Origin of the sequence: Agromyces badenianii, assembly GCF_003070885.1 — a bacterium.
Classification (GTDB): Bacteria; Actinomycetota; Actinomycetes; order Actinomycetales; family Microbacteriaceae; genus Agromyces; species Agromyces badenianii.
In genome coordinates this window covers 331420-352967 of the sequence record NZ_CP028913.1, presented here as the reverse complement: position 1 = coordinate 352967, position 21548 = coordinate 331420, and the positions used below count along the sequence as shown (strand labels likewise).

General features: G+C 71.4%; 21 protein-coding genes and 1 tRNA gene. 5 read left to right on the top strand and 17 right to left on the bottom strand.

Annotated features, from left to right (window positions below; all coding sequences use genetic code 11):
* Positions 1-157: 157 nt before the first annotated feature.
* The 5 genes from DCE93_RS01660 to DCE93_RS14515 form a co-directional block, all read right to left on the bottom strand.
* Positions 158-1573, bottom strand: a complete 1416-nt coding sequence (locus tag DCE93_RS01660) for a M23 family metallopeptidase (protein WP_146184911.1) — start codon at positions 1571-1573, stop codon at positions 158-160.
* A gap of 404 nt (positions 1574-1977) precedes the next feature.
* Entirely contained in the window at positions 1978-2850 is an 873-nt protein-coding gene (locus tag DCE93_RS01655) for an inositol monophosphatase family protein (RefSeq protein WP_108594359.1), read from the bottom strand.
* A 111-nt stretch (positions 2851-2961) separates the two neighbouring features.
* A tRNA-Tyr gene (locus DCE93_RS01650) sits at positions 2962-3046 on the bottom strand.
* Between the two features lie 133 nt (positions 3047-3179).
* Positions 3180-3830 carry a PH domain-containing protein gene (locus DCE93_RS01645; protein WP_108594358.1) on the bottom strand — a complete coding sequence of 217 codons (651 nt, stop codon included), beginning with the start codon at positions 3828-3830 and terminating at the stop codon, positions 3180-3182.
* Positions 3831-3834: 4 nt separating this feature from the next.
* Positions 3835-3999: a hypothetical protein gene (locus tag DCE93_RS14515; protein WP_022891221.1), complete on the bottom strand. Its 165-nt coding sequence runs from the start codon at positions 3997-3999 to the stop codon at positions 3835-3837.
* Between the two features lie 185 nt (positions 4000-4184).
* Here DCE93_RS14515 and DCE93_RS01640 point away from each other — a divergent pair, with 185 nt between their 5' ends.
* The 3 genes from DCE93_RS01640 (at position 4185) to DCE93_RS01630 (ending at position 6551) form a co-directional block, all read left to right on the top strand.
* The gene (locus DCE93_RS01640) at positions 4185-5204 is read left to right on the top strand and encodes a LacI family DNA-binding transcriptional regulator (protein WP_108594357.1); all 1020 of its coding nucleotides are present in this window, start codon (positions 4185-4187) and stop codon (positions 5202-5204) included.
* A 70-nt stretch (positions 5205-5274) separates the two neighbouring features.
* Positions 5275-5763, top strand: coding sequence for a YajQ family cyclic di-GMP-binding protein (locus DCE93_RS01635; protein ID WP_108594356.1), 489 nt, complete (start codon positions 5275-5277; stop codon positions 5761-5763).
* A gap of 14 nt (positions 5764-5777) precedes the next feature.
* The gene (locus DCE93_RS01630) at positions 5778-6551 is read left to right on the top strand and encodes an NUDIX domain-containing protein (protein WP_244284211.1); all 774 of its coding nucleotides are present in this window, start codon (positions 5778-5780) and stop codon (positions 6549-6551) included.
* A 144-nt stretch (positions 6552-6695) separates the two neighbouring features.
* Here DCE93_RS01630 and DCE93_RS01625 read toward each other — a convergent pair whose 3' ends face one another.
* The 6 genes from DCE93_RS01625 to DCE93_RS01600 all read right to left on the bottom strand — a co-directional run bounded on the left by DCE93_RS01625 (position 6696) and on the right by DCE93_RS01600 (position 13114).
* Positions 6696-7748, bottom strand: coding sequence for a type IV toxin-antitoxin system AbiEi family antitoxin domain-containing protein (locus tag DCE93_RS01625; RefSeq protein ID WP_108594355.1), 1053 nt, complete (start codon positions 7746-7748; stop codon positions 6696-6698).
* A gap of 240 nt (positions 7749-7988) precedes the next feature.
* Entirely contained in the window at positions 7989-9017 is a 1029-nt protein-coding gene (locus tag DCE93_RS01620) for an alpha/beta hydrolase (protein WP_108594354.1), read from the bottom strand.
* A 73-nt stretch (positions 9018-9090) separates the two neighbouring features.
* Positions 9091-9741 (bottom strand): prepilin peptidase, encoded by a 651-nt coding sequence (locus DCE93_RS01615; RefSeq protein WP_108594353.1) that lies wholly within the window; start codon positions 9739-9741, stop codon positions 9091-9093.
* Positions 9742-9808: 67 nt separating this feature from the next.
* Positions 9809-11191: an FAD-dependent oxidoreductase gene (locus DCE93_RS01610; RefSeq protein ID WP_108594352.1), complete on the bottom strand. Its 1383-nt coding sequence runs from the start codon at positions 11189-11191 to the stop codon at positions 9809-9811.
* 16 nt (positions 11192-11207) lie between these two features.
* The gene (locus tag DCE93_RS01605; RefSeq protein ID WP_108596513.1) at positions 11208-12332 is read right to left on the bottom strand and encodes a polyprenyl synthetase family protein; all 1125 of its coding nucleotides are present in this window, start codon (positions 12330-12332) and stop codon (positions 11208-11210) included.
* Positions 12333-12406: 74 nt separating this feature from the next.
* Positions 12407-13114 carry a class I SAM-dependent methyltransferase gene (locus DCE93_RS01600; protein ID WP_108594351.1) on the bottom strand — a complete coding sequence of 236 codons (708 nt, stop codon included), beginning with the start codon at positions 13112-13114 and terminating at the stop codon, positions 12407-12409.
* A 41-nt stretch (positions 13115-13155) separates the two neighbouring features.
* On the opposite strand from DCE93_RS01600, the gene DCE93_RS01595 reads away from it, so the two are divergent.
* The gene (locus tag DCE93_RS01595; protein WP_244284210.1) at positions 13156-14445 is read left to right on the top strand and encodes an isochorismate synthase; all 1290 of its coding nucleotides are present in this window, start codon (positions 13156-13158) and stop codon (positions 14443-14445) included.
* A 27-nt stretch (positions 14446-14472) separates the two neighbouring features.
* Here the strand turns inward: DCE93_RS01595 and DCE93_RS01590 are convergent, their stop codons facing one another.
* The 3 genes from DCE93_RS01590 to DCE93_RS01580 form a co-directional block, all read right to left on the bottom strand.
* Entirely contained in the window at positions 14473-15327 is an 855-nt protein-coding gene (locus DCE93_RS01590; protein ID WP_108594350.1) for a PPK2 family polyphosphate kinase, read from the bottom strand.
* A 104-nt stretch (positions 15328-15431) separates the two neighbouring features.
* Positions 15432-17312 (bottom strand): 2-succinyl-5-enolpyruvyl-6-hydroxy-3-cyclohexene-1-carboxylic-acid synthase, encoded by a 1881-nt coding sequence (gene menD / locus DCE93_RS01585; RefSeq protein WP_108594349.1) that lies wholly within the window; start codon positions 17310-17312, stop codon positions 15432-15434.
* Positions 17305-17742 (bottom strand): PLDc N-terminal domain-containing protein, encoded by a 438-nt coding sequence (locus DCE93_RS01580; RefSeq protein WP_108594348.1) that lies wholly within the window; start codon positions 17740-17742, stop codon positions 17305-17307. The genes menD and DCE93_RS01580 overlap by 8 nt, the downstream gene beginning before the upstream one ends.
* Positions 17743-17815: 73 nt before the next feature.
* On the opposite strand from DCE93_RS01580, the gene DCE93_RS01575 reads away from it, so the two are divergent.
* Positions 17816-18091, top strand: coding sequence for a DUF4229 domain-containing protein (locus tag DCE93_RS01575; RefSeq protein ID WP_108594347.1), 276 nt, complete (start codon positions 17816-17818; stop codon positions 18089-18091).
* A 54-nt stretch (positions 18092-18145) separates the two neighbouring features.
* Here DCE93_RS01575 and DCE93_RS01570 read toward each other — a convergent pair whose 3' ends face one another.
* The 3 genes from DCE93_RS01570 to DCE93_RS01560 are packed head-to-tail and all read right to left on the bottom strand — an operon-like array spanning position 18146 to position 21400.
* Complete coding sequence (locus DCE93_RS01570; RefSeq protein ID WP_244284209.1) at positions 18146-19198, bottom strand: 1,4-dihydroxy-2-naphthoate polyprenyltransferase; 1053 nt, start codon at positions 19196-19198, stop codon at positions 18146-18148.
* Positions 19199-19236: 38 nt separating this feature from the next.
* The gene (locus DCE93_RS01565; RefSeq protein ID WP_108594345.1) at positions 19237-20415 is read right to left on the bottom strand and encodes an AMP-binding protein; all 1179 of its coding nucleotides are present in this window, start codon (positions 20413-20415) and stop codon (positions 19237-19239) included.
* Positions 20416-20431: 16 nt separating this feature from the next.
* Positions 20432-21400, bottom strand: a complete 969-nt coding sequence (locus DCE93_RS01560) for a 1,4-dihydroxy-2-naphthoyl-CoA synthase (RefSeq protein ID WP_108594344.1) — start codon at positions 21398-21400, stop codon at positions 20432-20434.
* Positions 21401-21548 lie beyond the last annotated feature (148 nt).

The window sequence follows — 21548 nt, the reverse complement described above, 5'->3', positions numbered from 1 at the left end:
AAGCTCAGGCCCTCCCGTGCAGGGGAATCGCGGCTATGGCCGGCTCAGAGGGGGCAAGCTCGGGAATCCCCTGCAACTCGCGCCAAGCCACAGGTGCCGACGATGTGGCTGGGATGGCGAGGAACCGAACCGCCGAACGCAACACCGCGGCCGCAGGTCAGTTCGTGTTCTCGTACAGCCAGACGAGCGGGTCGACCTTGGTGCCGCCCATGCCGCCGAGGCGGATCTCGAAGTGCAGGTGCGGGCCCGTCGACATGCCGGTGTCGCCCGTCTGCCCGATGACGTCGCCGACCCGCACCGTGTCGCCGGTCTCGAAGCGGCGCGAGCCGTACTCCATGTGCGCGTAGACACTCGTGATGCGTTCGCCGTCGATGACGTGGTCGATCATCATGACGACGCCGAGGGATCCGCCCGAGTCGGTCGAGTTCGCCACCGTGCCGTCGGCGATCGACTGGATCTCGGCGCCCAGCCCGGGGTTGAAGTCCTGACCACCGTGGTCGCTCGAGCAGCCGGCGCAGTCGCGGTAGCCGAACTGGTCGCCGATGTGCACGCCGACCGCGAACGGCCACTGGACGGTGCCCGCCGGGTTGTTCGTGAACGTCGCCTCCGCCCGGATGCCGGCCGCACGCGCGTACTCGTCGATCGTCTGCGTGGCGTAGGCCTCGCGCTCGACCGTCTGGGCGAGCGTGCCGCCGGTGATCTCGACCTGCTGACCGGGTTCGCTGCCGAGCGCATCGCCGGTGAGGGCCATGGCCTGCACGTCGGCGGGCGAGAGCAGCGAGAGCGCCGGCACGGATGTCGCGACCGCGAGCAGTGCGGCGAAGCCCATCGCCGCGAATCCGCTGGACACACGAGCGATGCGGCTCGATCGCGTCACCCGGCTCTTGGCGGCGGGCCCGACGGGACCGCTCGGGGCAGTCGCCGCGGCGGGTGTGCGTGCCGGGTTTCGCCGGGGCACGGTGCTGGCCGCGCGCCTCGGCCGCTCGGTCGGCGCCTCCGCCGCGGGAGCGGCCGGCGTCGAGTCTGCAGCGACCCGCACCGCGGGCGGTGCGACGGCACCCGCTTGCGCGACCGCTGGGGCGACGGGCGCGGCTCCGGCCGATGCCGCGATCAAGGCGGCGAAATCGTCGACCACCGCTTCGGCCTCGCGCACCGGCTCAGCAGGGAACGAATTCCGAGGAGTGTCGGTCGTGCCCTCGACGGACTTCGCCGCCTTGCGCTCGGCGCGCGAGGCGCGCAGCGCTTCGGAGGCGCGCTCTCGACGAGGTGCGTCGCCGGACGACTCCGTCTCGGGTGCGTCGGTGGCGAGCCCGGCGAAGAGCGCGTCGACGGCGACCTCGGGCGCCGGCGCGGGTCGGGAAACAGCGAAGGCCGAGTTCCTGCCGACGGGGCGGTCGACCGGCTCGGCCGGTGAGGTCGGGATGCGAGGTGCGCCAGCGGCGAGGGCGGGAGCGGTGCTGGCCGCCGAACGACGGGGGCGAAGGAGCGCCTGGTCGGACAGGGCAGCGGGTGCGGCCGCAGGCGCGAGACGCGGTTGCCACGAGGCATCCGTCGACACCGGCGCTGTCGTCACCGGCGCTGCCGGGGCCGCGGGAGCCGCCGCCTGCACCGCGGCTGCCGCCTCGCGTTCACGAAGCTCACGACGGGTCAGGGGTCGCTCAGGCCGCGAAGGGACCTGGGTGCCTGGCGATGAACCGTCGGGCACGAGAGGGGACTCGAGCACGTGTGGGGGAACTCTCGGCGTCGTGGAGCGAACAAGGATGGGGGGAGGTGGACATCCCGACATCACGCCGAGATAACAGCTTGATAAAGAAGACTACCCCGGTCTCAGCTGTGCATGCCATACGAACCGGAGATTCTCAGGTGCCGGCGCGGCAGGCCCGCGCGACATCCGCATGATTACGTAAGAGAACGGGAGTCACCCGCCGAAGCCGGCCGCGGCACCAGTGCGCCGCGCACCGGCGCGCCGCTCCCGGGTCAGGCATCCACTCCGGCGGCGCGCAGTGCTTCGGTGAGCTCGTCGGAGAGCGAGGGCGCCGCAGCGACCACGAGCTCGACGGTTGCCGGACCGCCGGCAGGGCCGCCGACCCTGGCCCCGGCTTCTCGGGCGATCAGGGCTCCGGCCGCGTGATCCCACGGGTGCAGCCCGCTCTCGTAGTACGCGTCGAGGCGACCGGCGGCGACCGCGCAGAGATCGAGCGCGGCGGAACCGATGCGACGGACGTCTCGCGCCTTCGGCAGCAGCGTCACGAGCACCTCGGCCTGCGCGCGTCGCCCCTCGGCCGAGTACGAGAACCCGGTGCCGACGAGGGCCTGCGCGAGCGAGACATCCGCATTCGCTCGGATCTTTCGCCCGTCGAGTCGCGCGCCGCCGCCGGCCGCGGCCTCGAACACCTCCCCCGTGCTCGGGTTGACGACGACTCCGGCGATCGCGGTCCAGGCTGCGGGGTCGGCCGAGCCCTCGACGACCGCGATGCTGATCGCCCAGGCCGGAATGCCGTAGAGGAAGTTCACGGTGCCGTCGATCGGGTCGACCACCCAGTTCACGCCGCTCGTACCGACGAGGGCGTCGTCCTCTTCGCCGACGATGCCGTCGTCGGGCCTCGCCTCGAGGATGAGCCGGCGGATGAGCGCCTCGGTGTCCCGGTCGACCGCGGTCACGATGTCGACGGGCGACGACTTCGTGGCGGCCACGCTGACCCCGCCGCGCCGCGCGTCGAGCGCGAACTCCGCCGCTTGCAGCGCGATGCGGCGAGCGAGCTCGAGCAGGGCAGCGGATGCCGCGGCATCCCTCGCGCCATGGGCACGCGCCGCTTCGTGGTCACCGGTCGACGACTCGTGTTCACTCATGCGTTCAAACTAGTGCGACCGCGCCGCGCCGAGCGAGGAGAACCGAGCACAGCTGCTGACGTCGAAGACCGCGCCCGAAACCACGAAAGCCCCGGCTGACCGGGGCTTCTCTGGTGGCGAGTGAGGGATTCGAACCCCCGAATGCTGAGCAGTCTGATTTACAGTCAGATCCCTTTGGCCGCTTGGGTAACTCGCCATTGCACCCGACCACGTTCTGCACACGACCGGGGGCCTGTCAAGAATACCCGCCGAGGGCCGGTGCGTGAAATCGGCGGCGAGCCCGCCGCACCGCATTCCGCGCGATGCCGGTTGCATCCCACTCGGCCACGTCAGTTCGACGCGCGCCACCACGGCATCTCGGCGGTGTCGTTCTGGTCTCGCTGCGGCCTCGTGTCGTAGAGATCGGGTCGCGGGGCGGGGTCGTACCTGGGCGTGCGGCTGCGGTCGTACTCGTCGTCGCGGCGCACAGGTCGCGCGGGCCCGCGCAGGCCGGAGCGCTGGATGACCCGCTGGATCGTGGCCCCGCGCTGATCGGGCGACCCGACGAAGCGGATCTCGCGGAGCCCCTGGTCTTGCGCCGCCGACTCGAACACGAAGTGGCCGTAGCCGAAGATGCGGCCGATGATCGGCATGTGCACCGAGATGTCGAGGATCCGCGAGATCGGCATCGTGGCGATGCGCTGCGAGAGGATCCCGTGCACGCGGAACACCCGCATGTTGGTGATCACGAAGCGGTCCATGCGGGCCTGCAGGATGCGCCACAGCCCGTGCACGGCGAGGAAGAGGGCGAGGAACAACGGCAACCAGTACAGCTGCGAGGGCACCCACGCCAGGAGCAGCAGCGCCGGGATCGCCGCGAGCATCTCGAGCATCGCGCCGACGATCGCGGCCCAGTGCTTGCGCACCTCGTCGACGATCACCTCGCCCTCGTCGGCGATGAGATGCCGCTCGACGCGCGGGTCGAAGCCGAACACGCTCATGGCGTCATGTGGCGAGGGAGGTGAAGAACCTGCCCACTGCCTCGGATGCCGATACGACCGCGCCGAAGGCGCCCTGCACGACGTTCGCGGCGTCCTCAGGTCGACTGATCATGTAGAACAAGGCGAAGATCACGACCAACGCCACGGCGATGCCCTTGAGCCACTTCACGGGTGCTTTCCCTTCAAGACGGCGACTGGGGCAAGCCGCCGCCCCCGACCCGGCCCCGCCACGCATTTCTACCGCACCCGATCTGTCCAGACAATCCGCCACGCGGGGCGTCGCAGACCGGGCGATAGGATTCCCCTGACTCGGCGAGGCCGGGAACGACTCGGCGAGGCCGGGAATGAGGAGCCATGGCCGGGATCGAAGAGGTCGCGAGACTCGCGGGGGTGTCCACCGCGACGGTCTCGCGCGCACTCAGCGGCCGCGGGCACGTGTCGCCCACCTCGAAGGCGAAGGTCGAAGAGGCCGCCGCCCGGCTCGGCTACGTCGTCTCCTCCAACGCCTCGAGCCTGGCCTCGGGGCGCACGCGCAACATCGGCGTGGTCATCCCCTTCCTCAACCGCTGGTTCTTCTCCTCCGTGCTCGAAGGCGCGCAGCAGTCGTTGCTCCGCAGCGGCTACGACCTCACGCTCTACAACCTCTCGGGCGACGGGCAGGAGCGCGCGAGCGTCTTCGAGCACTTCCTCCTGCGCCGACGCGTCGACGCGGTCATCGCGGTCTCGCTCGAACTCACCGAGCCCGAGGTCGCCCGCCTGCACGAACTCGGCAAGCCGCTCGTCGGCGTCGGCGGACCGATCCCGGGGGTGCGCACCCTCACGATCGACGACGTCGCGGTCGCCCGGCTCGCGACCGAGCACCTCATCGGCCTCGGCCACACCCGCATCGCCCACATCGGCGGACACCTCGAGTTCGACATGGACTTCCACCTGCCGACGAACCGTCGCATCGGCTACGAAGGCGCCCTGCGCGACGCCGCCATCGAGGTCGACCCTCGACTCTTCGCTCCCGCCGACTTCACGATCCGCGGCGGGTACCACGCCGCCAAGCAGCTGCTCGGCGCACCGCACGACCGACCGACGGCGATCTACGCGGCATCCGACGAGATGGCGATCGGCTCGATGCTCGCCGCACGCGACCTCGGCCTCGTCGTGCCGCGCGACGTCTCGATCGTCGGCATCGACGACCACGACCTCTCCGACTTCTTCGGGCTCACGACCGTCGCGCAGTTCCCCCGCGTGCAGGGCGAGATGGCGGTCGAGATCCTGATGGACGAGCTCGAGCCGAGCACGACGGATGCCGCGACGCCCGCCGCCACTCCCCTGCCCTACGAGTTGCGGGTGCGCTCCTCGACGGCCCGCCCGCCGGCCTGATCGCCCCGAGCACCGCGGCGCAGCGCACGACACCCTGCTCGCGGCATCCGCTCGTCGTTACACTGGCGGAATGGCAGATGCAACGTTCGACATCGTTTCCAAGGTCGACCAGATGGAGGCCGACAACGCCCTCCACCAGGCGCAGAAAGAGGTCGCGCAGCGCTACGACTTCAAGAACGTCGGCGCGTCGATCGAGCAGTCCGGCGAGAAGGTGCTGATCAAGGCCAACAGCGAAGAGCGCGCGAAGGCGATCCTCGAGGTCTACGAGGCGAAGCTCATCAAGCGCGGCATCTCGCTGCGCTCGCTCGACGCCGGCGAGCCGTTCGCGTCGGGCAAGGAGTTCCGCATCGAGACCTCGATGAAGGCCGGCATCGACTCCGAGAACGCGAAGAAGATCAACAAGATCATCCGCGACGAGGCGCCGAAGAGCGTCAAGAGCCAGACGCAGGGCGACGAGGTGCGCGTCTCGTCGAAGAGCCGCGACGACCTGCAGGCCACGATGGCGCTGCTGAAGGGCAAAGACCTCGAGGTGGCGCTGCAGTTCGTGAACTTCCGCTGAGCGAGGGCGAGCGGATGTCTGCGGCCGACGTCGGCACGGGATCGGGTTCGGTCACGGGCTCCGAGGGCGAGCGGATGTCTGCGGCCGAAGTCGGCACGGGATCGGGTTCGGTCACGGGCTCCGACGGCGAGCGGGCGTCGCAGCCGGGCGTCGACGTGCCCGATCGGCGCGGCCGCACGGGCCTCGACCAGGTCGGCCGCGATCTCGCGACGAACCCGCGCGTGCGGGTTCGCGAGGTGCGCGTGCTCACCTCGAACTGGTACGTGACGCGGGCGACGACCTTCGACTTCCGGCACCGCGACGGCCGGTGGACGACCGAGGAGCGCGAGACCTACGATCGGGGCGACGGCGCCTGCATCCTGCTCTACGACGCCGTCGAGCGCACGGTGCTGCTGACCCGTCAGTTCCGCTTCCCGGCCTACGTCAACGACCACGTCGACGGCATGCTCATCGAGACGGCCGCGGGGCTGCTCGACGAGGACGACCCCGAGACGGCGATCCGCCGCGAAGCCGAGGAGGAGACCGGGCACACCGTCGGCGCCGTCGAGCACGTCTTCGACGTGTACATGAGTCCGGGTTCGGTCACCGAGAAGCTGCACTTCTTCGCGGCTCCCTACGGCGGCGGAACCCGCTCGGGTGCGGGCGGCCTCGCCGACGAGGGCGAGGACATCGAGGTGCTCGAACTCGGCTTCGACGACGCCCTCGACCGCATCGGCCGCGACATCGTCGACGCGAAGACGATCATGCTGCTGCAGTGGGCGGCGCTGCGCGGGCCGTTCGCGCGGTAGCGTGCCGCGCACCCTCCCGCCGGCCCGCCCGCCCGCCGGCCCTGCTCGTGCAGTTGCGCGCCGCGCCGCTCGTGCGCCGGAGGCAACGAGTCGTGTCGGAGGTACCGAATCCGTTGCCTCCGACGGGACTCGTTGCCTCCGACCTCACGCTCGCTCCGGGCGTGAAGCGCCGGGCCGCCGACGCGAGATCGGGGTGATCGAGGCCGGCTCCTCCGGCGAGCCGACGAGAGTCGACCGGCGCCGGGTCTGCGGGACGCCCATCGCAACCAGCCGCCGCTCGAGCGGTGTTCGACGCAGGGTCTCCGACCAGTCCCACCGGTCGAACGCCCGAACCTGACGCCGAACGGCGTTCTCGCGTTCCTTCTCGGCGATGACCACCGCTGCGGCCGTCGCCGACGCCCGGGCCGACCCGAGGTACTTGCCCTGCCCATCGGCCTCACCGCCCGCATCGACGCTCGGCCAGTAGAAGTCGAGGAACGCCCGTTTCGCGAGTTCGGGAAGCCACAGCTCGTGTTGGAGTTCCGGCTCCTCGAATCCGAGCTCTTCCATGACGAGTCGCCCCACCGTCTCGAGCGGCGTGTCGGAGCTGTCGGTCGCACGCGCGAGCACCGCCTCGGTTCGTCTGCTGCCGCGGTACGGCAACAACCGCTGATGCTCGGCTCGAATCGCCGCAATGGTCGTGCGGGGGCGTCCCGGCCTGAAGCGCCGCACGCGCAACGCGGCATCCGTCGCCGTGAGTGCTGCTGCCAGGGTCGCCTGGCGGCAGAGCTGGATGAGCGAGAACTCGAGGGATGTCACGAGGTGTCCGCCCTCGGTCGCGCGCGTCGGCGCGTAGCTGCCGGCCACAGAGATGACCCCGGCGCGCCTGTGCCCATGCGCATCGGTGGACATCACCGAGATGTCGGCGGGCCACCTGCCGAAGATCGGAATTCCGGCGAGTGCGAGCGCCGAGAAGCCGGTGAAGACCGGATGCCGCATCGTCTCCCCGGCCGCGAGCACCGCGGTCAGGTAGCGCTGCGCGTCGCGCTCGCCCGCCGACCCTGCCGCGGCTTCGCCCGCGACCCGCGCGTAGACCCCCCGGCGAATGCGCGTGACCTCGCCGGCCGCGAGCGCTCTGGCGAGCTCCGCCTCGCGACCGATCGTGCGAACGTCGTCGAATCGGATGAGGCCGTGCGGCGTGGTCGGCAGGCTCTGCATCCCGCGAGTCTGCCGCCCCTCCCCGCTCCGCACCTCGCCCGGCGCCCGGCTTGGGAATGGACGACGTCGCGATGCCGCTGTCGAGGACGAGTCGTGCCGCAGTCGGAGGCAACGAATCCGGTCGGAGGCAACCAATCCGCGTCCTCCGACGCGACTCGTTGCCTCCGACGCGGGTGGTCAGCGGCGGGCGATCAGCGGCGCGCGGCGGCGGGCGGCGGCGGGGCGTCAGCGGCGGGCGCGTCAGCGGCGGTGCGGGGCGTAGCCGCAGAGCCACTGGGTGATGGCGGCGTACGCCGCGGCGCGCACCGGCTTCCGCGAGAGGAAGACGTCGTGCAGCGCGCCGTCGATGCGGGTGACGGCACCCGTCTGACCGAGTCGCAGCGTGCGTTCGGCGACCTCGTCGACGACGAGCACGATGTCGCTCGACGCCATCGCCGGGTCCCAGCGCGCCTGGAGGGTCGACCGCTTCGACAGCAGGGTGAGCACCGGCGCACCGACGTCGATGCGGGCGGCGACGGTGGCGTGTCCCGCGAGCACGGCGGTCAACCATGCCGGATGCGTCGTGAACCCGCGAGCGGGCCGCCACTCGTGGTTGTACTCCCACTCGCCGTCCTGCTCCTTCGCCACCGTGCGGGTGTAGAACCCGAGGTCGACGTTCGGCAGCGGTGCCAGCGGGGTGACCTTCGCACCCCAGCCGATCACGGGCGCCAGCGCCTCGCGTCCGACCCGGCTGGCCTGGAACTCGAGCCACGGACTGTTCAGCACGAGCGCGGCGGCTCGCCCTCGGTGCCGGGCGGCCCACAGGCTGAGCGTGAGGCCGCCGGTCGAATGGCCGAGCAGGATCAGCGGGCGGCCGGTGCTGGCCGTCGAGGCGGGCAGCACCGCATCGGGCGCCCCGTGCCCCATCGCGTCGAGCGCCGCACCGATGTCGGCGTCGTACTCGGCGAGATCGGTGATGAACCCCGGTGTCTGGCCGGGGCGCAGGCTGCGGCCGTACTTGCGCAGGTCGAGCGCGAAGAAGCGCGCGCCGGCGTTCGACCAGTATTCGGCGAGCTCGGGGTTGAAGAAGTAGTCGCTCCAGCCGTGCACGTAGAGCACGTCGGCGCCCGATGCCGGGCCGGGCTTCATCCGCAGGCGCCACGGCGGCCGGTGCCGCACGAGGGTGGCGACGACCTCGCCCTCGCTGTCGCGTCCGAGCGGCAGAGTGAGCTGCTCGAAGTGCTCGCCGAGCACATCGGGGCGCCACTCAGTGCGGTCGTTCTCGCTCACCCCACGCCTCCCCCATCGCGAGCCAGCCTATCGAGCGGATGCCTGGGAGCCGCGGAGCCCGAAGCGTCGTCTTCTACGGACCGACCACGAGCACGGCGAGAACGGCGCCGGCCAGCATCGACGGACCGAACGGAATCGACCCCCGCAGCGTCACCCGTCGCAGTGCGAGCGCGACGATCGCGGTCACGCCCCCGATCATGAATGCTGCGAGGAGTCCACCCAGCCAGGCGGAGAGCCCGAACCAGCCGAGGAGGAGCCCGATCACGAGGGCGAGCTTCACGTCGCCGAAGCCCATCGACGACGGCGAGATCAACGCGAGCAGCAGGTACACGGCGAACATCGCGCCCGCCCCGGCCAACGCCCACACGAGCGACATCCAGGCGTTCGCGGCCCAGCTCGCCGGCACGAGCAGCAGCCCCACCGCGGCGAGGGCCGGGAACACGACCGCGTTCGGCAGGCGCTGCTCGGCGAGGTCGACGGTCGAGAGCACCGTCGCCGCCACGGCGAATGCGAGCAGCGGCGGCAGGGTCCACGTCGCGCCGAACCGGAACGCGAGCAGGGCGAAGGTCGCGGCGGTGGCGACGGCGGTGATCACGCGCTGTCGCGGCATCCACTCACCCTGCATCGACCGGGCGGCCCAGTTCGCGAGCGGCCACCAGCCGAGGGCGAAGCCGAGGCCCATGGCGACGACGGTCACCGTCGGCGTCGACCAGTCGGATGGCATGGTGAGCAGCGTAGCGGCAGGCGAACGAGCCGGCCGCGGGTTCTCAACAGGCCGCGACGGGGCGGCGCTAGGCGGCGTCGCCGCGCGAGATGTCGACCATCTCGTCGCGGGGCACGACCTTCACCCGCACGCGGCCCTCGGCCGAGCCGAGCGCCTGCTCGTGCTCGTCGAGGCGGTGCCATCCGTCGAGGTCGGTCCAGCGGATGCCGCGCGACTCGAGCATCTCGACGACCGACTCCTCGGACGGGGACTCGGGGGTCCACCAGTTGCCGAGGTCGTTGATGACGTGCTTGATCGTCTCCATGGCGTCGGACTTCGTGTGCCCGATGAGGCCCACCGGGCCGCGCTTGATCCAGCCGGTCGCATAGACGCCGTACATCTGTCGCGGCTCGCCCGACTCTTTGTCGCGGATCAGCACCTGGCCCTCGTGGTTCGGGATGACGCCGAACTTCTTGTCGAAGGGGATGCCGGACAGCGGCGAGCCGAAGTAGCCGACGGCGCGGTAGACGGCCTGCACGGGCAGCTCGCGGATCTCGCCGGTGCCGACCACTCCGCCCTCGCCATCGGGAGCGGTGCGCTCCCAGCGGATGGCGCCGACCTTGCCGGTGCCGTCGTCGACGATCTCGATCGGCTTCGCGAAGAAGTGCAGGTGCAGGCGGCGCGAGGCCTGCCCGACCTCGCGCTGGCGCCACTGGTTCAGCACCTTGTCGATGACGAAGACCTGCTTGTTGCCGGCGACCGCCGCGCGCGCGGCGTCGTCGTAGTCGAAGTCCTCGTCGTAGACGATCATGTCGACGTCGCGCAGCTCGCCGAGCTCGCGCAGCTCGAGCGGCGTGAACTTCACCGAGGTGGGGCCGCGGCGCCCGAACACGTGCACGTCGGTCACGGGCGACGCCGCGAGGCCGGCGGCCACGTTCGCGGGGATCTCGGTGGACATGAGGTCTTCGACGTGCTTGGCGAGGATGCGCGACACGTCGAGCGCGACGTTGCCGTTGCCGATGACCGCGACCTCTTTCGCGTCGAGCGGCCAGGTGCGCGGGAAGTCGGGGTGCCCGTCGAACCAGCTCACGAACTCGGCGGCGCCGAACGAGCCCTCGAGCTCTGCGCCCGGGATGTTCAGCGAGGCATCCTTCACCGCACCGGTCGCGAAGATGACGGCGTTGTAGTGCTTCTTCAGGTCTTCGAGCGTGATGTCTTCACCGAACTTCACGTTGCCGAAAATGCGGATGTCGCCGCGGTCGAGCACCTCGCGAAGCGCCGTGATGATGCCCTTGATGCGCGGGTGATCGGGGGCCACGCCGTACCGCACGAGCCCGTACGGCGCGGGCAGGTGATCGAAGAGGTCGATCGAGACGTCGAAATTGCGCTCGGCCTTCAGCAGGATGTCTGCGGCGTAGATGCCCGCGGGGCCTGCCCCGACGATCGCCAGTCTCAGCTTGTTCCTCGTCACGTGCGTGGTCTCTCCATCAGCTCTCTCGCTCCACGACCGTCTCGGCGAATCGTGTGAGCGCCTTCTTCACGCTGCCCTCGGGCAGCGGCGCCAAGGCCGCGACGGCCTCGCCCGCCCAACGTCGGGCCTCAGCGAGCGTAGCGCGAGTGGCTTCGTGTTCCCGCAGTTCGGCGACGATGGCGTCGACGGTCTCGCGCGAGGGCACGATGCGCGAGGCGAGCGTGTTCGTGTCGGTCGGGTCGCCGAGCGCGGCCGGGTCGGTGATGACCACGACGTCTCGCTCGATGCGTTCGAGCAGGGCAGCGGATGCCTCGTCGGTCTTCGCGTGCTCGGCGAGACGGAGCATCGGCAGCGTGACGACGCCCGCGCGAAGGTCGGTGCCGGGCACCTTGCCGGTCTCGGCGGGTTGCGGCGACAGGTCGATGACGTCGTCGACGAGCTGGAAGGCCACGCCGATCTTCTCGCCGAACTCGATGATGGGGGCCTCGAGGCCGAGGTCGGCGCCCGAGAAGATGATGCCCGACTGGGCCGCGGCCGCGATGAGCGAGCCGGTCTTGTCGGCGAGCACCTGGATGTAGTGCGCGATCGGGTCGTCGCCCGGCTGCGGCCCGACGGTCTCGTGCAGCTGCCCGAGCACGAGCCGCTCGAAGGTGTTCGCCTGCATGCGGATGGCGCCCTCGCCGAGGCCGGCCATGAGCTGGCTGGCGCGGGCGAAGAGCAGGTCGCCGGTGAGGATCGCGACGGAATTGCCCCACACGGCCTGCGCGCTGGGCACTCCGCGGCGGCGATCGGCCTCGTCCATGACGTCGTCGTGGTAGAGGCTCGCGAGGTGCGTGATCTCGATCGCCTCGGCGGCCGTGACGACGTCGTCGGTGACGCCGGCGCCGAGTTGCGCGGTGAGCAGCGTCAGCATCGGGCGCACCCGCTTGCCGCCCGCTTCGAGCAGGTAGCGGGTGGAGACATCCGCGATGGTGTCGGCGAACCGCACCTCGTCGAGCAGTCCGGCCTCGACGCGGTCGAGTCCGGCGTCGATCGCCTTGGCCATGGCCTTGTCGGCTGACGACGCGAAGACGCGTTCGCTGAGGCCGAGATTCGCGGCGAGCGATGAGCCTCGACGGGCGACCGGGTGACTCGGTTTCACGCTCACTAGCCTATCTGGGTGTGTTCCCCGCTCCGACGTCGATGACAGCGAACGGTCGGCGCGCGCCTCGCCGCTCAGGAGAGAGGCTTGCGCGCGCGGTGCAAGGCCACGACACCGAGGGTGAGGTTGCGCCACGCGACATCCGTGTAGCCGGCCTCTCGGATCCACCCGGCGAGGGTGCGCTGATCGGGCCACGCGTTGATGGACTCGTTGAGGTAGTCGTAGGCCGTGTCGTTCGAGCTCGAGAGCTTCACGAGCGGGGGCATGACGTAGCGCTGGTAGAGGCCGTAGCCGGTGCGCACGAGGGGCGCCGGCGGGGTCGAGAACTCGCAGATCACGAGACGGCCGCCGGGCTTGGTGACGCGGAAGAACTCGGCGAGGGCGGTCTTGGGCTCGTTGACGTTGCGCAGGCCGAACGAGATGGTGACGGCGTCGAACTCGTCGTCGCCGAACGGCAGCTTCGTGGCGTCTGCCTCGACGAACACGAGGTTCTGCACCCCGGCCTGCCGCTTGCGGCCGACCTCGATCATGCCGGGCGAGAAGTCGGCGGCGACGACGGATGCCCCGGACCTCGCGAGGCTCGCACTCGACGTGCCGGTGCCCGCTGCCACGTCGAGGATGCGCTGCCCGGGCCGCGGATCGACCGCGCGCGTGGTGGCGGCCCGCCACAGGGGGGCGTTGCCGACCGAGAGCACGGTGTTGGTGCGGTCGTAGCTCGCGGCGACGCGATCGAACATCGCCGACACCTGGTCGGGCTGCTTGCCGAGGTCTGCGCGGGTCATCCCTCGATCCTAGAGCGCGTACCCGGGCGTAGGCTGGGGCGGTGAATCAGACGGATGGCGCGGCGCACGCCGCGAGTGCTCGGCTCGTCGTCCGCACCGTCGCCGTCGACGAGACGGAGCCGTTGATCCCACGCGCCGACCCGCGGCATCCGCTCGTCTGGATGCGTCGCGGCGAGGGCATCGTGGGCCTCGGCGAGGTCGTTCGCATCGAGACGAGCGGCGCGCACCGGGTCGAAGACGCCGCTGCGGCCTGGACCTCGCTCGCCGAGCTCGCCCGGATCGACGACCGCGTCGGCCTGCCCGGCACCGGACTCGTGGCGTTCGGCGCCTTCGCCTTCGCCGACGAGTCCGAGGCGACGAGCGTGCTCATCGTGCCCGAGCTCGTGATGGGCCGGCGCGACGGCCGCGCCTGGGTCACGAGGATCTCGCTCGACACCGGCGACGACGAGGCGACGGATGCCTCCGGCTCCGCCGAGGTCGCCTTGCCCGAGCCGGCACCGAAGCGGCAGGTGCCGAGGGTCGCATTCACGCCGGGCTCGGTGCCGCCAGAGGCCTACGAGGCCGCCGTCGCCGAGGCCGTGCGCCGCATCGACGCCGGTGAACTCGAGAAGGTCGTGCTCGCCCGGCAGCTCGTCGGCGAACTGCACGAAGACGCCGGACTCCGTGCCACGATCAACCGCCTCGCCGAGGACTACCCCGACACGTGGGTCTTCGCCGTCGACGGGCTCATCGGCGCGAGCCCCGAGACGCTCGTGCGGGTCGACCACGGCACCGTCTCGGCGCGGGTGCTCGCGGGCACCGCCTCGCGCGGCGCGGGCGAGGCCTCCGACCGCGAGCGGGCGCTCGCCCTCGCGGCGTCCGAGAAGGACCGCGCCGAACACGCCCTCGCCGTGCAGAGCGCGGTCAAGCGGCTCGCGCCGCACACGGCCCGCCTCGACACGAGCCCCGAGCCGTTCACCCTGCAGCTGCCGAACCTGTGGCACCTCGCGACCGATCTCAAGGGCACGCTCGGCGATGGTTCGAGCTCGCTCGACCTCGTGCGGGCGGTGCACCCCACTGCCGCCGTCGCCGGCACGCCGCGGCGCGTGGCGCTGCCGGTGATCGCCGAGCTCGAGGGCTTCGACCGCGGCCGCTACGCCGGCCCCGTCGGGTGGATCGACGGCGGCGGCGACGGCGAGTGGGCCATTGCCCTGCGGTGTGCGCAGGTCGACGCCGACGGCACCGTCACCGCGTTCGCGGGGTGCGGCATCGTGCACGACTCGGTGCCGGCCGACGAACTCGCCGAGACCGTCATGAAGTTCCGCCCGATCGTCGAGGCCTTCGGCGGCTGAGTCGACCCCCGAGGCCTCGCGAGCCGGTCAGCTCGCGGCGAGCCGCCTCTGCTGCTCGGCGACGTCGTAGTCGGCCTTCGGCCAGTCCAGATTCATCGCCTCGAGCGCATCGATCAGCAGGTGCTGCACGGCCAGCCGCGCATACCATTTGCGGTCGGCGGGAACCACGAACCACGGGGCGTTCGGTGTCACGGTGCGCTCGAAGACGAGCTGGTACGCGGCGGCGTAGTCGTTCCACCTCAATCGTTCGTCGACGTCGCCGGGGTTGAACTTCCAGTGTTTGTCGGGGCGTGCCAGCCGCTCGGTGAGCCGCGCCTTCTGCTCGTCGCGCGAGATGTGGAGCATGACCTTGATGATCGTCGTGCCGGTCGCAGCGAGTTCGGCTTCGAACTCGTTGATGGCGGCGTAGCGGCGTTCGATCTCTTCGGGCGACGCGAGGGCGCGCACCCGGCCGATCAGCACGTCTTCGTAGTGCGAGCGATCGAAGACGCCGATCATGCCCGCGCCCGGCACCTGCTGGTGGATGCGCCACAGGAAGTCGTGCTGCAGTTCGTCGGGTGTCGGCTTCTTGAAGGCGGCGAAATGCACGCCTTGCGGGTCGACCGAACCCATGACGTGCTTGACGATGCCGCCCTTGCCCGCCGTGTCCATGGCCTGCAGCACGAGCAGGATGCGGCGCTCGTCGCCCATGCGGCTCATCGCGAAGAGCTGCTCCTGCAGCTCGGCGAGGATCACGGCGCCCTCGGCGAGCGCGGCCTGCCCCGCCTGCTTGTCGCCGTCGAAGCCCGGCGAGGCACGCGAATCGGCCTTCGACAGCTCGAATCCGTCGCGGACCCGCAGCAGATCGGCGGGGTCGGTGATCCAGTACGACTCTCGGCTCATGTCTCGCTCCCTCGAGCGGCGAGGTGCCGCACCGGCTTCCATCCTGCCGAGCGAGCGGATGCCGCGGCAAGTGCCGACCGCCGGAACCCTGTGGCAGAGACAGCTCAGCGCGGCAGCGGCACCTCGAGGATCGACGGCCCGTCGACCCGTGTGCCGAGCGCTTCGTCGAGCTCGCCGCGCGTGGTCGCCTTGGCGTAGGCCCAGCCGTACGCGGTCGCGAGCGCCGCGAGGTCGACGTGCTGCGGCGTGAACTGCACCCGGTCGAACGCCTCGGCTGGGGCGGATGCCGCGACCTCGAGCGAATCGAAGATGGTTCCGCCGCCGTCGTTGCCGACGATCAGCTGCACGCGGGGCCGCGATTCGCCCTCGCCGATGAGCATCGAGCCGACGTCGTGCAGCAGCGTGAGGTCGCCGATGAGGGCGCGGGTCACGCCGGCGTGGGCAGTGGGCGGGGTCACCGCAGCGGGCGGGGTGGGCGGCGTGCGCGCCGGTGCCGTCGCCGTGGCATCCGCGGCGGCGCCGTGCTCGACCTGCTCGCCCGGAAGCGCCGACTGGCTCGCGAGGGCGATGCCGACGGCGGTCGCCACGGTGCCGTCGATGCCGGCGAGCCCGCGGTTCGCGTGCACCGGGATGCGGCGCCCGGGCACCGCGCGGTCGGCGTCTCGGATGAGGCGGGACGCCCCGAAGACCAACCGGTCGTGCGGCCAGGTCGCCGACCAGACGGCGTCGACGAGCATGCGTCGGGTGATGGGGGCGCGCACCGCGGCGAGCTGCGCCTTCATGTACTCGCGCTGGGCCTCGAAGTCCGAGACATGACCGGTCTCGTCGATGCCGCTGCGATGCACGACCGCGGTGGGGAGCCCTGCCTGCACGAGCGTGCGGCTCGCGTGCACCCACCGGCCGACCCACGCGCGTTCGTCGGCCGACTGCTCATGACGCTCGGCGACCACGGCACGCTCGAACCGCCGCACGTGACGCCCCGGGTTGAACCACTCGATGCCCCACGGCTCGACGACGATCGTCTCGACGCCCTCGCGTTGCACGAGAGCGGGCACCTCTCGCGAGAGGGTGGGATGCCCGAAGACGACGACCCGCTCGATCTGGTCGCCGAAGCCCGGCTCGCGCAGCAGTTCCCGGTAGGCGACGACGAGGTTCGGCCCGAAGTGGGCGCCGCTCGCGACCTCTGCCAGCAGCGGCCAGCCGCCGTCGCGGGCGAACTCCTCGGCGCCGGCCCCGGCTCCGGCGCCCGCGACGACGACGGTGCGCGGTCCACGCGGGATGAGCGCAGGGCGGGCGCCGCTGTCGGCCGCGAACGAGGCGAGCGCGTGCGGCGAGTGCAGCGCGCTCGTCGCGAGCTGCGGAACGGCGCCGTCGATCGATCGCGCCGCCGACAACGGCTCGCGCAGCTGCAGGTTCAGGTGCACCGGGCCCGGGCCGGGATGCGGCACGAACACCCCGTCGGTGTCGCGACCGAGTGCCGCAGCGACGGCGTCGCGGGCGAGGCGCGCCGCCGCATCCGACTCGCCGATCGCCCCTTCGGGCGCGGCGACATCGCGCTCGAGACGCACCGCCCCGGCGAAGATCCCGGGCTGCATGGTCGTCTGGTTCGAGCGGATGCCGCGGAGCTCCGCCGGCCGATCGGCCGAGAGCACGATGAGGGGAACGCCCGAGTGATGGGCCTCGAGCACGGCCGGGTGCAGGTTCGCGACCGCGGTGCCCGAGGTGGTGATGATCGGCACGGGTCGCCCCGACTCGACGGCGAGGCCGAGCGCCAGGAACCCGGCCCCGCGCTCGTCGATGCGCACGTGCAGGCGAACGGCGCCGACGCGTTCGAGCTCGGCGGCGGCGAGCGCGAGCGCCTGCGAGCGGGATCCGGGTGCGACGACGAGATCGGCGACGCCCGCGCCGACGAGGCCGGCGAGCAGCGCCAGCGCGCTGTCGCTCGCGGGACTCGTGCCGGGGATTCGGAGGGCCGGCTCAGCCATTCGGGCGGCCCGACGGACCGGGCTCACCCGGCGTCTCAGGGGTGTCGGGTCGTTTGCGCTCGGTGCCGAGCGTGCCATCGGCATCATCGGCGCCGTCGTTCGAGGCGTCGGAGTCCAGCTCGGCGAGTTCCTGCTCGAGACGGCGGATGCGCTCGTCTTGCGCCGCGTCGTTGTTGAGCCGGCGCAGGAAGTCGACGTCGTCGTCGGGGGCGACGGTTCGTGCACGCCCGCCGGGCAGTCGTTCGGCACGGCCCCGGCCGATGATGAACCAGAGCAGCGCCCCGATGATCGGCACGAAGAGGATGATGACGATCCACCAGCCGCGGCGCAGCCCGCGGATGCGCAATCGGTCGAAGAACGCGCAGTCGGCGGCGGCGTAGATCGTGAAGATCACGGCGGCGACGCCGAGTCCGAAAAGCAGCCGGGCCATGCCCCCAGTCTAGGCACGTCCTGGCCCGATGCGGCTGTGAGTGCGCTCAGCCGCATCGACCTAAACTGTCAGGGTGAAGTCCCTGCCCGTCTGGATCTGGTACACCGTGCTGCGGGTGCTGCTGTTCGCCGTTCCGCTCGCGGTGCTCCTCATCGCGGGCGTCGATCCGCTGGTCTCGACGATCGTCGCGGCCGTGTTCGGTCTCAGCGCTTCGCTGCTCTTCCTGCGCCGGCCGCGGGAGTCGATGGCGAGCGACCTGTACGCCGCGCGCCACCGCGAGACCCCGCTCGTCGCCGAAGACGACGAGGTCGAAGACGCCGCGATCGAACGCGACTCACGCGACCGCTAGTCAGAGCGCGAACGCCAGTCAGAGCGCGAACGCCAGTCAGAGCGCGAACGCCAGTCAGAGCGCGAACGCCAGCCCGAGCCCGATGCCGTAGACGAGGGCCGTGAGGCTCGCGAGCTGCAGCGCGATGATGAGCTCGCGCGGCGTCCTCGCGGTGAGCACGATCAGGCAGGCCGGCAGTGCCGCGAGCAGGGCGAACATCACGAGCCACGCCGTGGGGTAGAGCAGTGCGAAGAACGCGACGATCGCGAACGGTACGAGCATGAAGACCGCGAACAGGATGCGCCCCGCGAGCGGCCCGACGAGCACCGCGAGGGTGCGCTTGCCGGCGACCTTGTCTTGGGCGACGTCGCGCAGGTTGTTGGCCATGAGCACCGCGCAGGCGATGAGGCCCACCCCGACGCCGCCGAGCCAGGCCTCGAGGTTGACGTCGAGTGCCTGCACGAAGGCCGATCCGGCCGTCGCGACGATGCCGAAGAACACGAACACGAACAGCTCGCCGAGACCGTAGTAGCCGTAGGGGTGCTTGCCGCCGGTGTAGAACCAGGCGGCGACGATGGCCACGGCGCCGACGGCGAGCATCCACCACTGCCCGGTCACGACGGTGAGCGCGAGGCCCGCCACTGCGGCGAGGGCGAAGAAGCTCAGCGCGACGGCGAGCACCTGCTTGGGCTTCGCGACGCCCGAGCCGGTGAGCCGGGCCGGGCCGACCCGGTGCTCGTCGGTGCCGCGCACCCCGTCGGAGTAGTCGTTCGCGTAGTTGACGCCGATCTGCAGCGCGAGGGCGACGACGAGGGCGAGCAGCGCTCGCGCCGGATGCCACGGGCCGTCGGGGATCGCGACGATGCCCGCCCCCGTGCCGAGCGCGACCGGGGCGATGGCGAGCGGCAGCGTGCGCAGGCGTGCGCCCGACAGCCAGTCGGCGGCCGTGGCGCGATCGGAGCGACCGGGAGCCTTCCCGCTTCCGGCCTTCGAGCCGGGGTTCGCCGCGACGGTGCGCCTCGACGTCGAGCGGCCGGTCGAGTTCGGGGCACCGCCCTTCGCACGTGCGGTCTCGCGTTTCGCGATCTCGTCGGCGGGGTTCATCCTCTGGGGTTTCGGGCGCGCCACGCACTCAATGCTAGTTCGCCGTGCGTGCGAACCGGCCGTCAGCCGACGAGCGCCGCCACGGCACGCCGGTCGGGCTTGCCCGACGCGAGCAACGGCAGCGCGTCGAGGCGCAGCATGCGCACGGGGCGCGCGGCAGGCGAGAGCCCCGCGGCATCCGTCGCCGTTGCGAGCTCTGCGAGGGTCGCGGATGCCGCGGCTCCCGTCGCCGCGACCGCCGGCCGCTGACCCCACTCGGCGTCGTCGACCGCGACGACGACCGCGTCTGCGAAGCCGGGAACCGTGCGGATCGCGCGCTCGACCTCGCCGAGCACGACCTTCACTCCGCCCGAGATGATGACGTCGTCGGCACGCCCGCGGACGCGGAGGGTGCCGTCGGGCCCGAGTTCGCCGAGGTCGCCCGTGCGATACCAGCGGACGCCCCGGGCATCGGTCGTGAACGTCGCGGCGGTGCGCCCGGGGTCGCCGAGGTAGCCCTCGGCGAGCATCGGCCCGGAGAGTTCGACGAGGCCGTCGGCGATGCGCACGCTCACTCCGTCGAGTGCACGACCGTCGTAGACGCAGCCGCCGGCGGTCTCGCTCGATCCGTAGGTGCGCACGATGCGCGCGCCGAGCGTTTCGGCCCGAACTGCGAGTTCGGGGGCGAGCGCCTGACCGCCGACGAGCACCGCGTCGTAGCCGATGAGCGCTGCGGCCACGAAGGCGTCGCGCTCGGCCCGGTCGACGATGCGGGCGAGCTGCACCGGCACGAGGGAGGTGTACCGCGGCGCGTCGGCGCCAAGGCGAGCGGATGCCTCGGCGAACCTCTCCGGCGTGAACGGCCCCTCGCCCGGCAGCACCGGCGTCGTGCCGGCGAGGATCGATCGAACGAGCACCTGCGCGCCGGCGATGTAGTGCCCGGGCAACGCGAGCAGCCACCGGCCCGGGCCGTCGAGCCGGTCGGCCGTCGCGTCGGCACTCGCGATGAAGGCCTCGGCCGAGAGCATGACCCGCTTCGGGGCATCCGTCGACCCGCTCGTCTCGACCACGAGTGCGACGTCGTCGGCGACGATGGCCGGAACCGGGTCGGCGGCCGACTCGGTCGCGGCCGACCCGGTCGCGCTCGAATCGGTCACCTCAGCCGGAACCGGCCAGACGGCGTCGCCACCGGCGAGCGCGCCGCGCAGCGCCTCGGTCAGCTCCGCGACATCCGCCGCCGAAACCTGTCTGAGCGGTTTCATCGCCGGCGCCGCCGTCTCAGTAGTGCCACGGGTACGGACCCCAGTCGGGGTCGCGCTTCTCGAGGAAGGCGTCGCGCCCCTCGACGGCCTCGTCGGTGCCGTAGGCGAGGCGCGTCGCCTCGCCGGCGAAGACCTGCTGGCCGACCATGCCGTCGTCGACCGCGTTGAACGCGAACTTCAGCATGCGGATCGCGGTCGGCGACTTCGTGAGGATCGTGCGGGCCATCGCGATCGCCTCGCGCTCGAGCTCGGCATGCCCCACGACGCGGTTCACGGCGCCCATCTCGTAGGCGCGTTCGGCCGAGTACTCCTCGGCGAGGAAGAACACCTCGCGGGCGAACTTCTGCCCGATCTGCCGAGCGAAGTACGCGCTGCCGTAGCCCGCGTCGAACGAGCCGACATCGGCATCGGTCTGCTTGAAGCGGCCGTGCTCGCGGCTCGCGATCGTCAGGTCGCAGACGACATGCAACGAGTGCCCGCCGCCCGCCGCCCAGCCGGGCACGACAGCGATGACGACCTTCGGCATGAAGCGGATGAGCCGCTGCACCTCGAGGATGTGCAGGCGACCGACCGCGCCATGGCTGCCCGGCGCGTCGGCATCACCGCCCGCTCCGTCGACGATGGCCGTCTCGGCGTCTGAGTACTTGTAGCCGTCGCGCCCGCGGATGCGCTGGTCGCCGCCCGAGCAGAACGCCCAGCCGCCGTCTTTCGCGCTCGGCCCGTTGCCCGTCAGCAGCACCACTCCGATGCGCGGGTTCGTGCGCGCGTCTTCGAGGGCGCGGTAGAGCTCGTCGACGGTGTGCGGGCGGAAGGCGTTGCGCACCTCGGGCCGGTCGAAGGCGATGCGCGCGATGCGGCCGTCGTTCGAGTGGTGGTAGGTGATGTCGGTGAGGCCGCTCGACCCATCGCCCCTAGGGCGCGCGATCGCGGATGCCGCGTCGGTCCACTCGCTCGCATCGAACAGTTCTGACACCTCGTGCACCATGCCTCTCAGCCTATTCCCGCCGCCATGCGCGACGAACGCCTGGGTGTCGAGCCCTGACACGGATGCAGGGGATTCGCCCTCATGCCCCCGCCACGGCACCTCTGAGCAGTGATCCCCTGCAATCGCGTCGCGCGAGGGCGAGCGGGTC

Bases quoted from the DNA above. Each gene is read 5' to 3' on its own strand.
- DCE93_RS01655 (WP_108594359.1), bottom strand. From the start codon at position 2,850: ATGAGTGAACACGAGTCGTCGACCGGTGACCACGAAGCGGCGCGTGCC.
- DCE93_RS01645 (WP_108594358.1), bottom strand. From the start codon at position 3,830: ATGAGCGTGTTCGGCTTCGACCCGCGCGTCGAGCGGCATCTCATCGCC.
- DCE93_RS01640 (WP_108594357.1), top strand. From the start codon at position 4,185: ATGGCCGGGATCGAAGAGGTCGCGAGACTCGCGGGGGTGTCCACCGCG.
- DCE93_RS01635 (WP_108594356.1), top strand. From the start codon at position 5,275: ATGGCAGATGCAACGTTCGACATCGTTTCCAAGGTCGACCAGATGGAG.
- DCE93_RS01630 (WP_244284211.1), top strand. From the start codon at position 5,778: ATGTCTGCGGCCGACGTCGGCACGGGATCGGGTTCGGTCACGGGCTCC.
- DCE93_RS01625 (WP_108594355.1), bottom strand. From the start codon at position 7,748: ATGCAGAGCCTGCCGACCACGCCGCACGGCCTCATCCGATTCGACGAC.
- DCE93_RS01615 (WP_108594353.1), bottom strand. From the start codon at position 9,741: ATGCCATCCGACTGGTCGACGCCGACGGTGACCGTCGTCGCCATGGGC.
- DCE93_RS01600 (WP_108594351.1), bottom strand. From the start codon at position 13,114: ATGACCCGCGCAGACCTCGGCAAGCAGCCCGACCAGGTGTCGGCGATG.
- DCE93_RS01590 (WP_108594350.1), bottom strand. From the start codon at position 15,327: ATGAGCCGAGAGTCGTACTGGATCACCGACCCCGCCGATCTGCTGCGG.
- menD (WP_108594349.1), bottom strand. From the start codon at position 17,312: ATGGCTGAGCCGGCCCTCCGAATCCCCGGCACGAGTCCCGCGAGCGAC.
- DCE93_RS01580 (WP_108594348.1), bottom strand. From the start codon at position 17,742: ATGGCCCGGCTGCTTTTCGGACTCGGCGTCGCCGCCGTGATCTTCACG.
- DCE93_RS01565 (WP_108594345.1), bottom strand. From the start codon at position 20,415: ATGAAACCGCTCAGACAGGTTTCGGCGGCGGATGTCGCGGAGCTGACC.
- DCE93_RS01560 (WP_108594344.1), bottom strand. From the start codon at position 21,400: ATGGTGCACGAGGTGTCAGAACTGTTCGATGCGAGCGAGTGGACCGAC.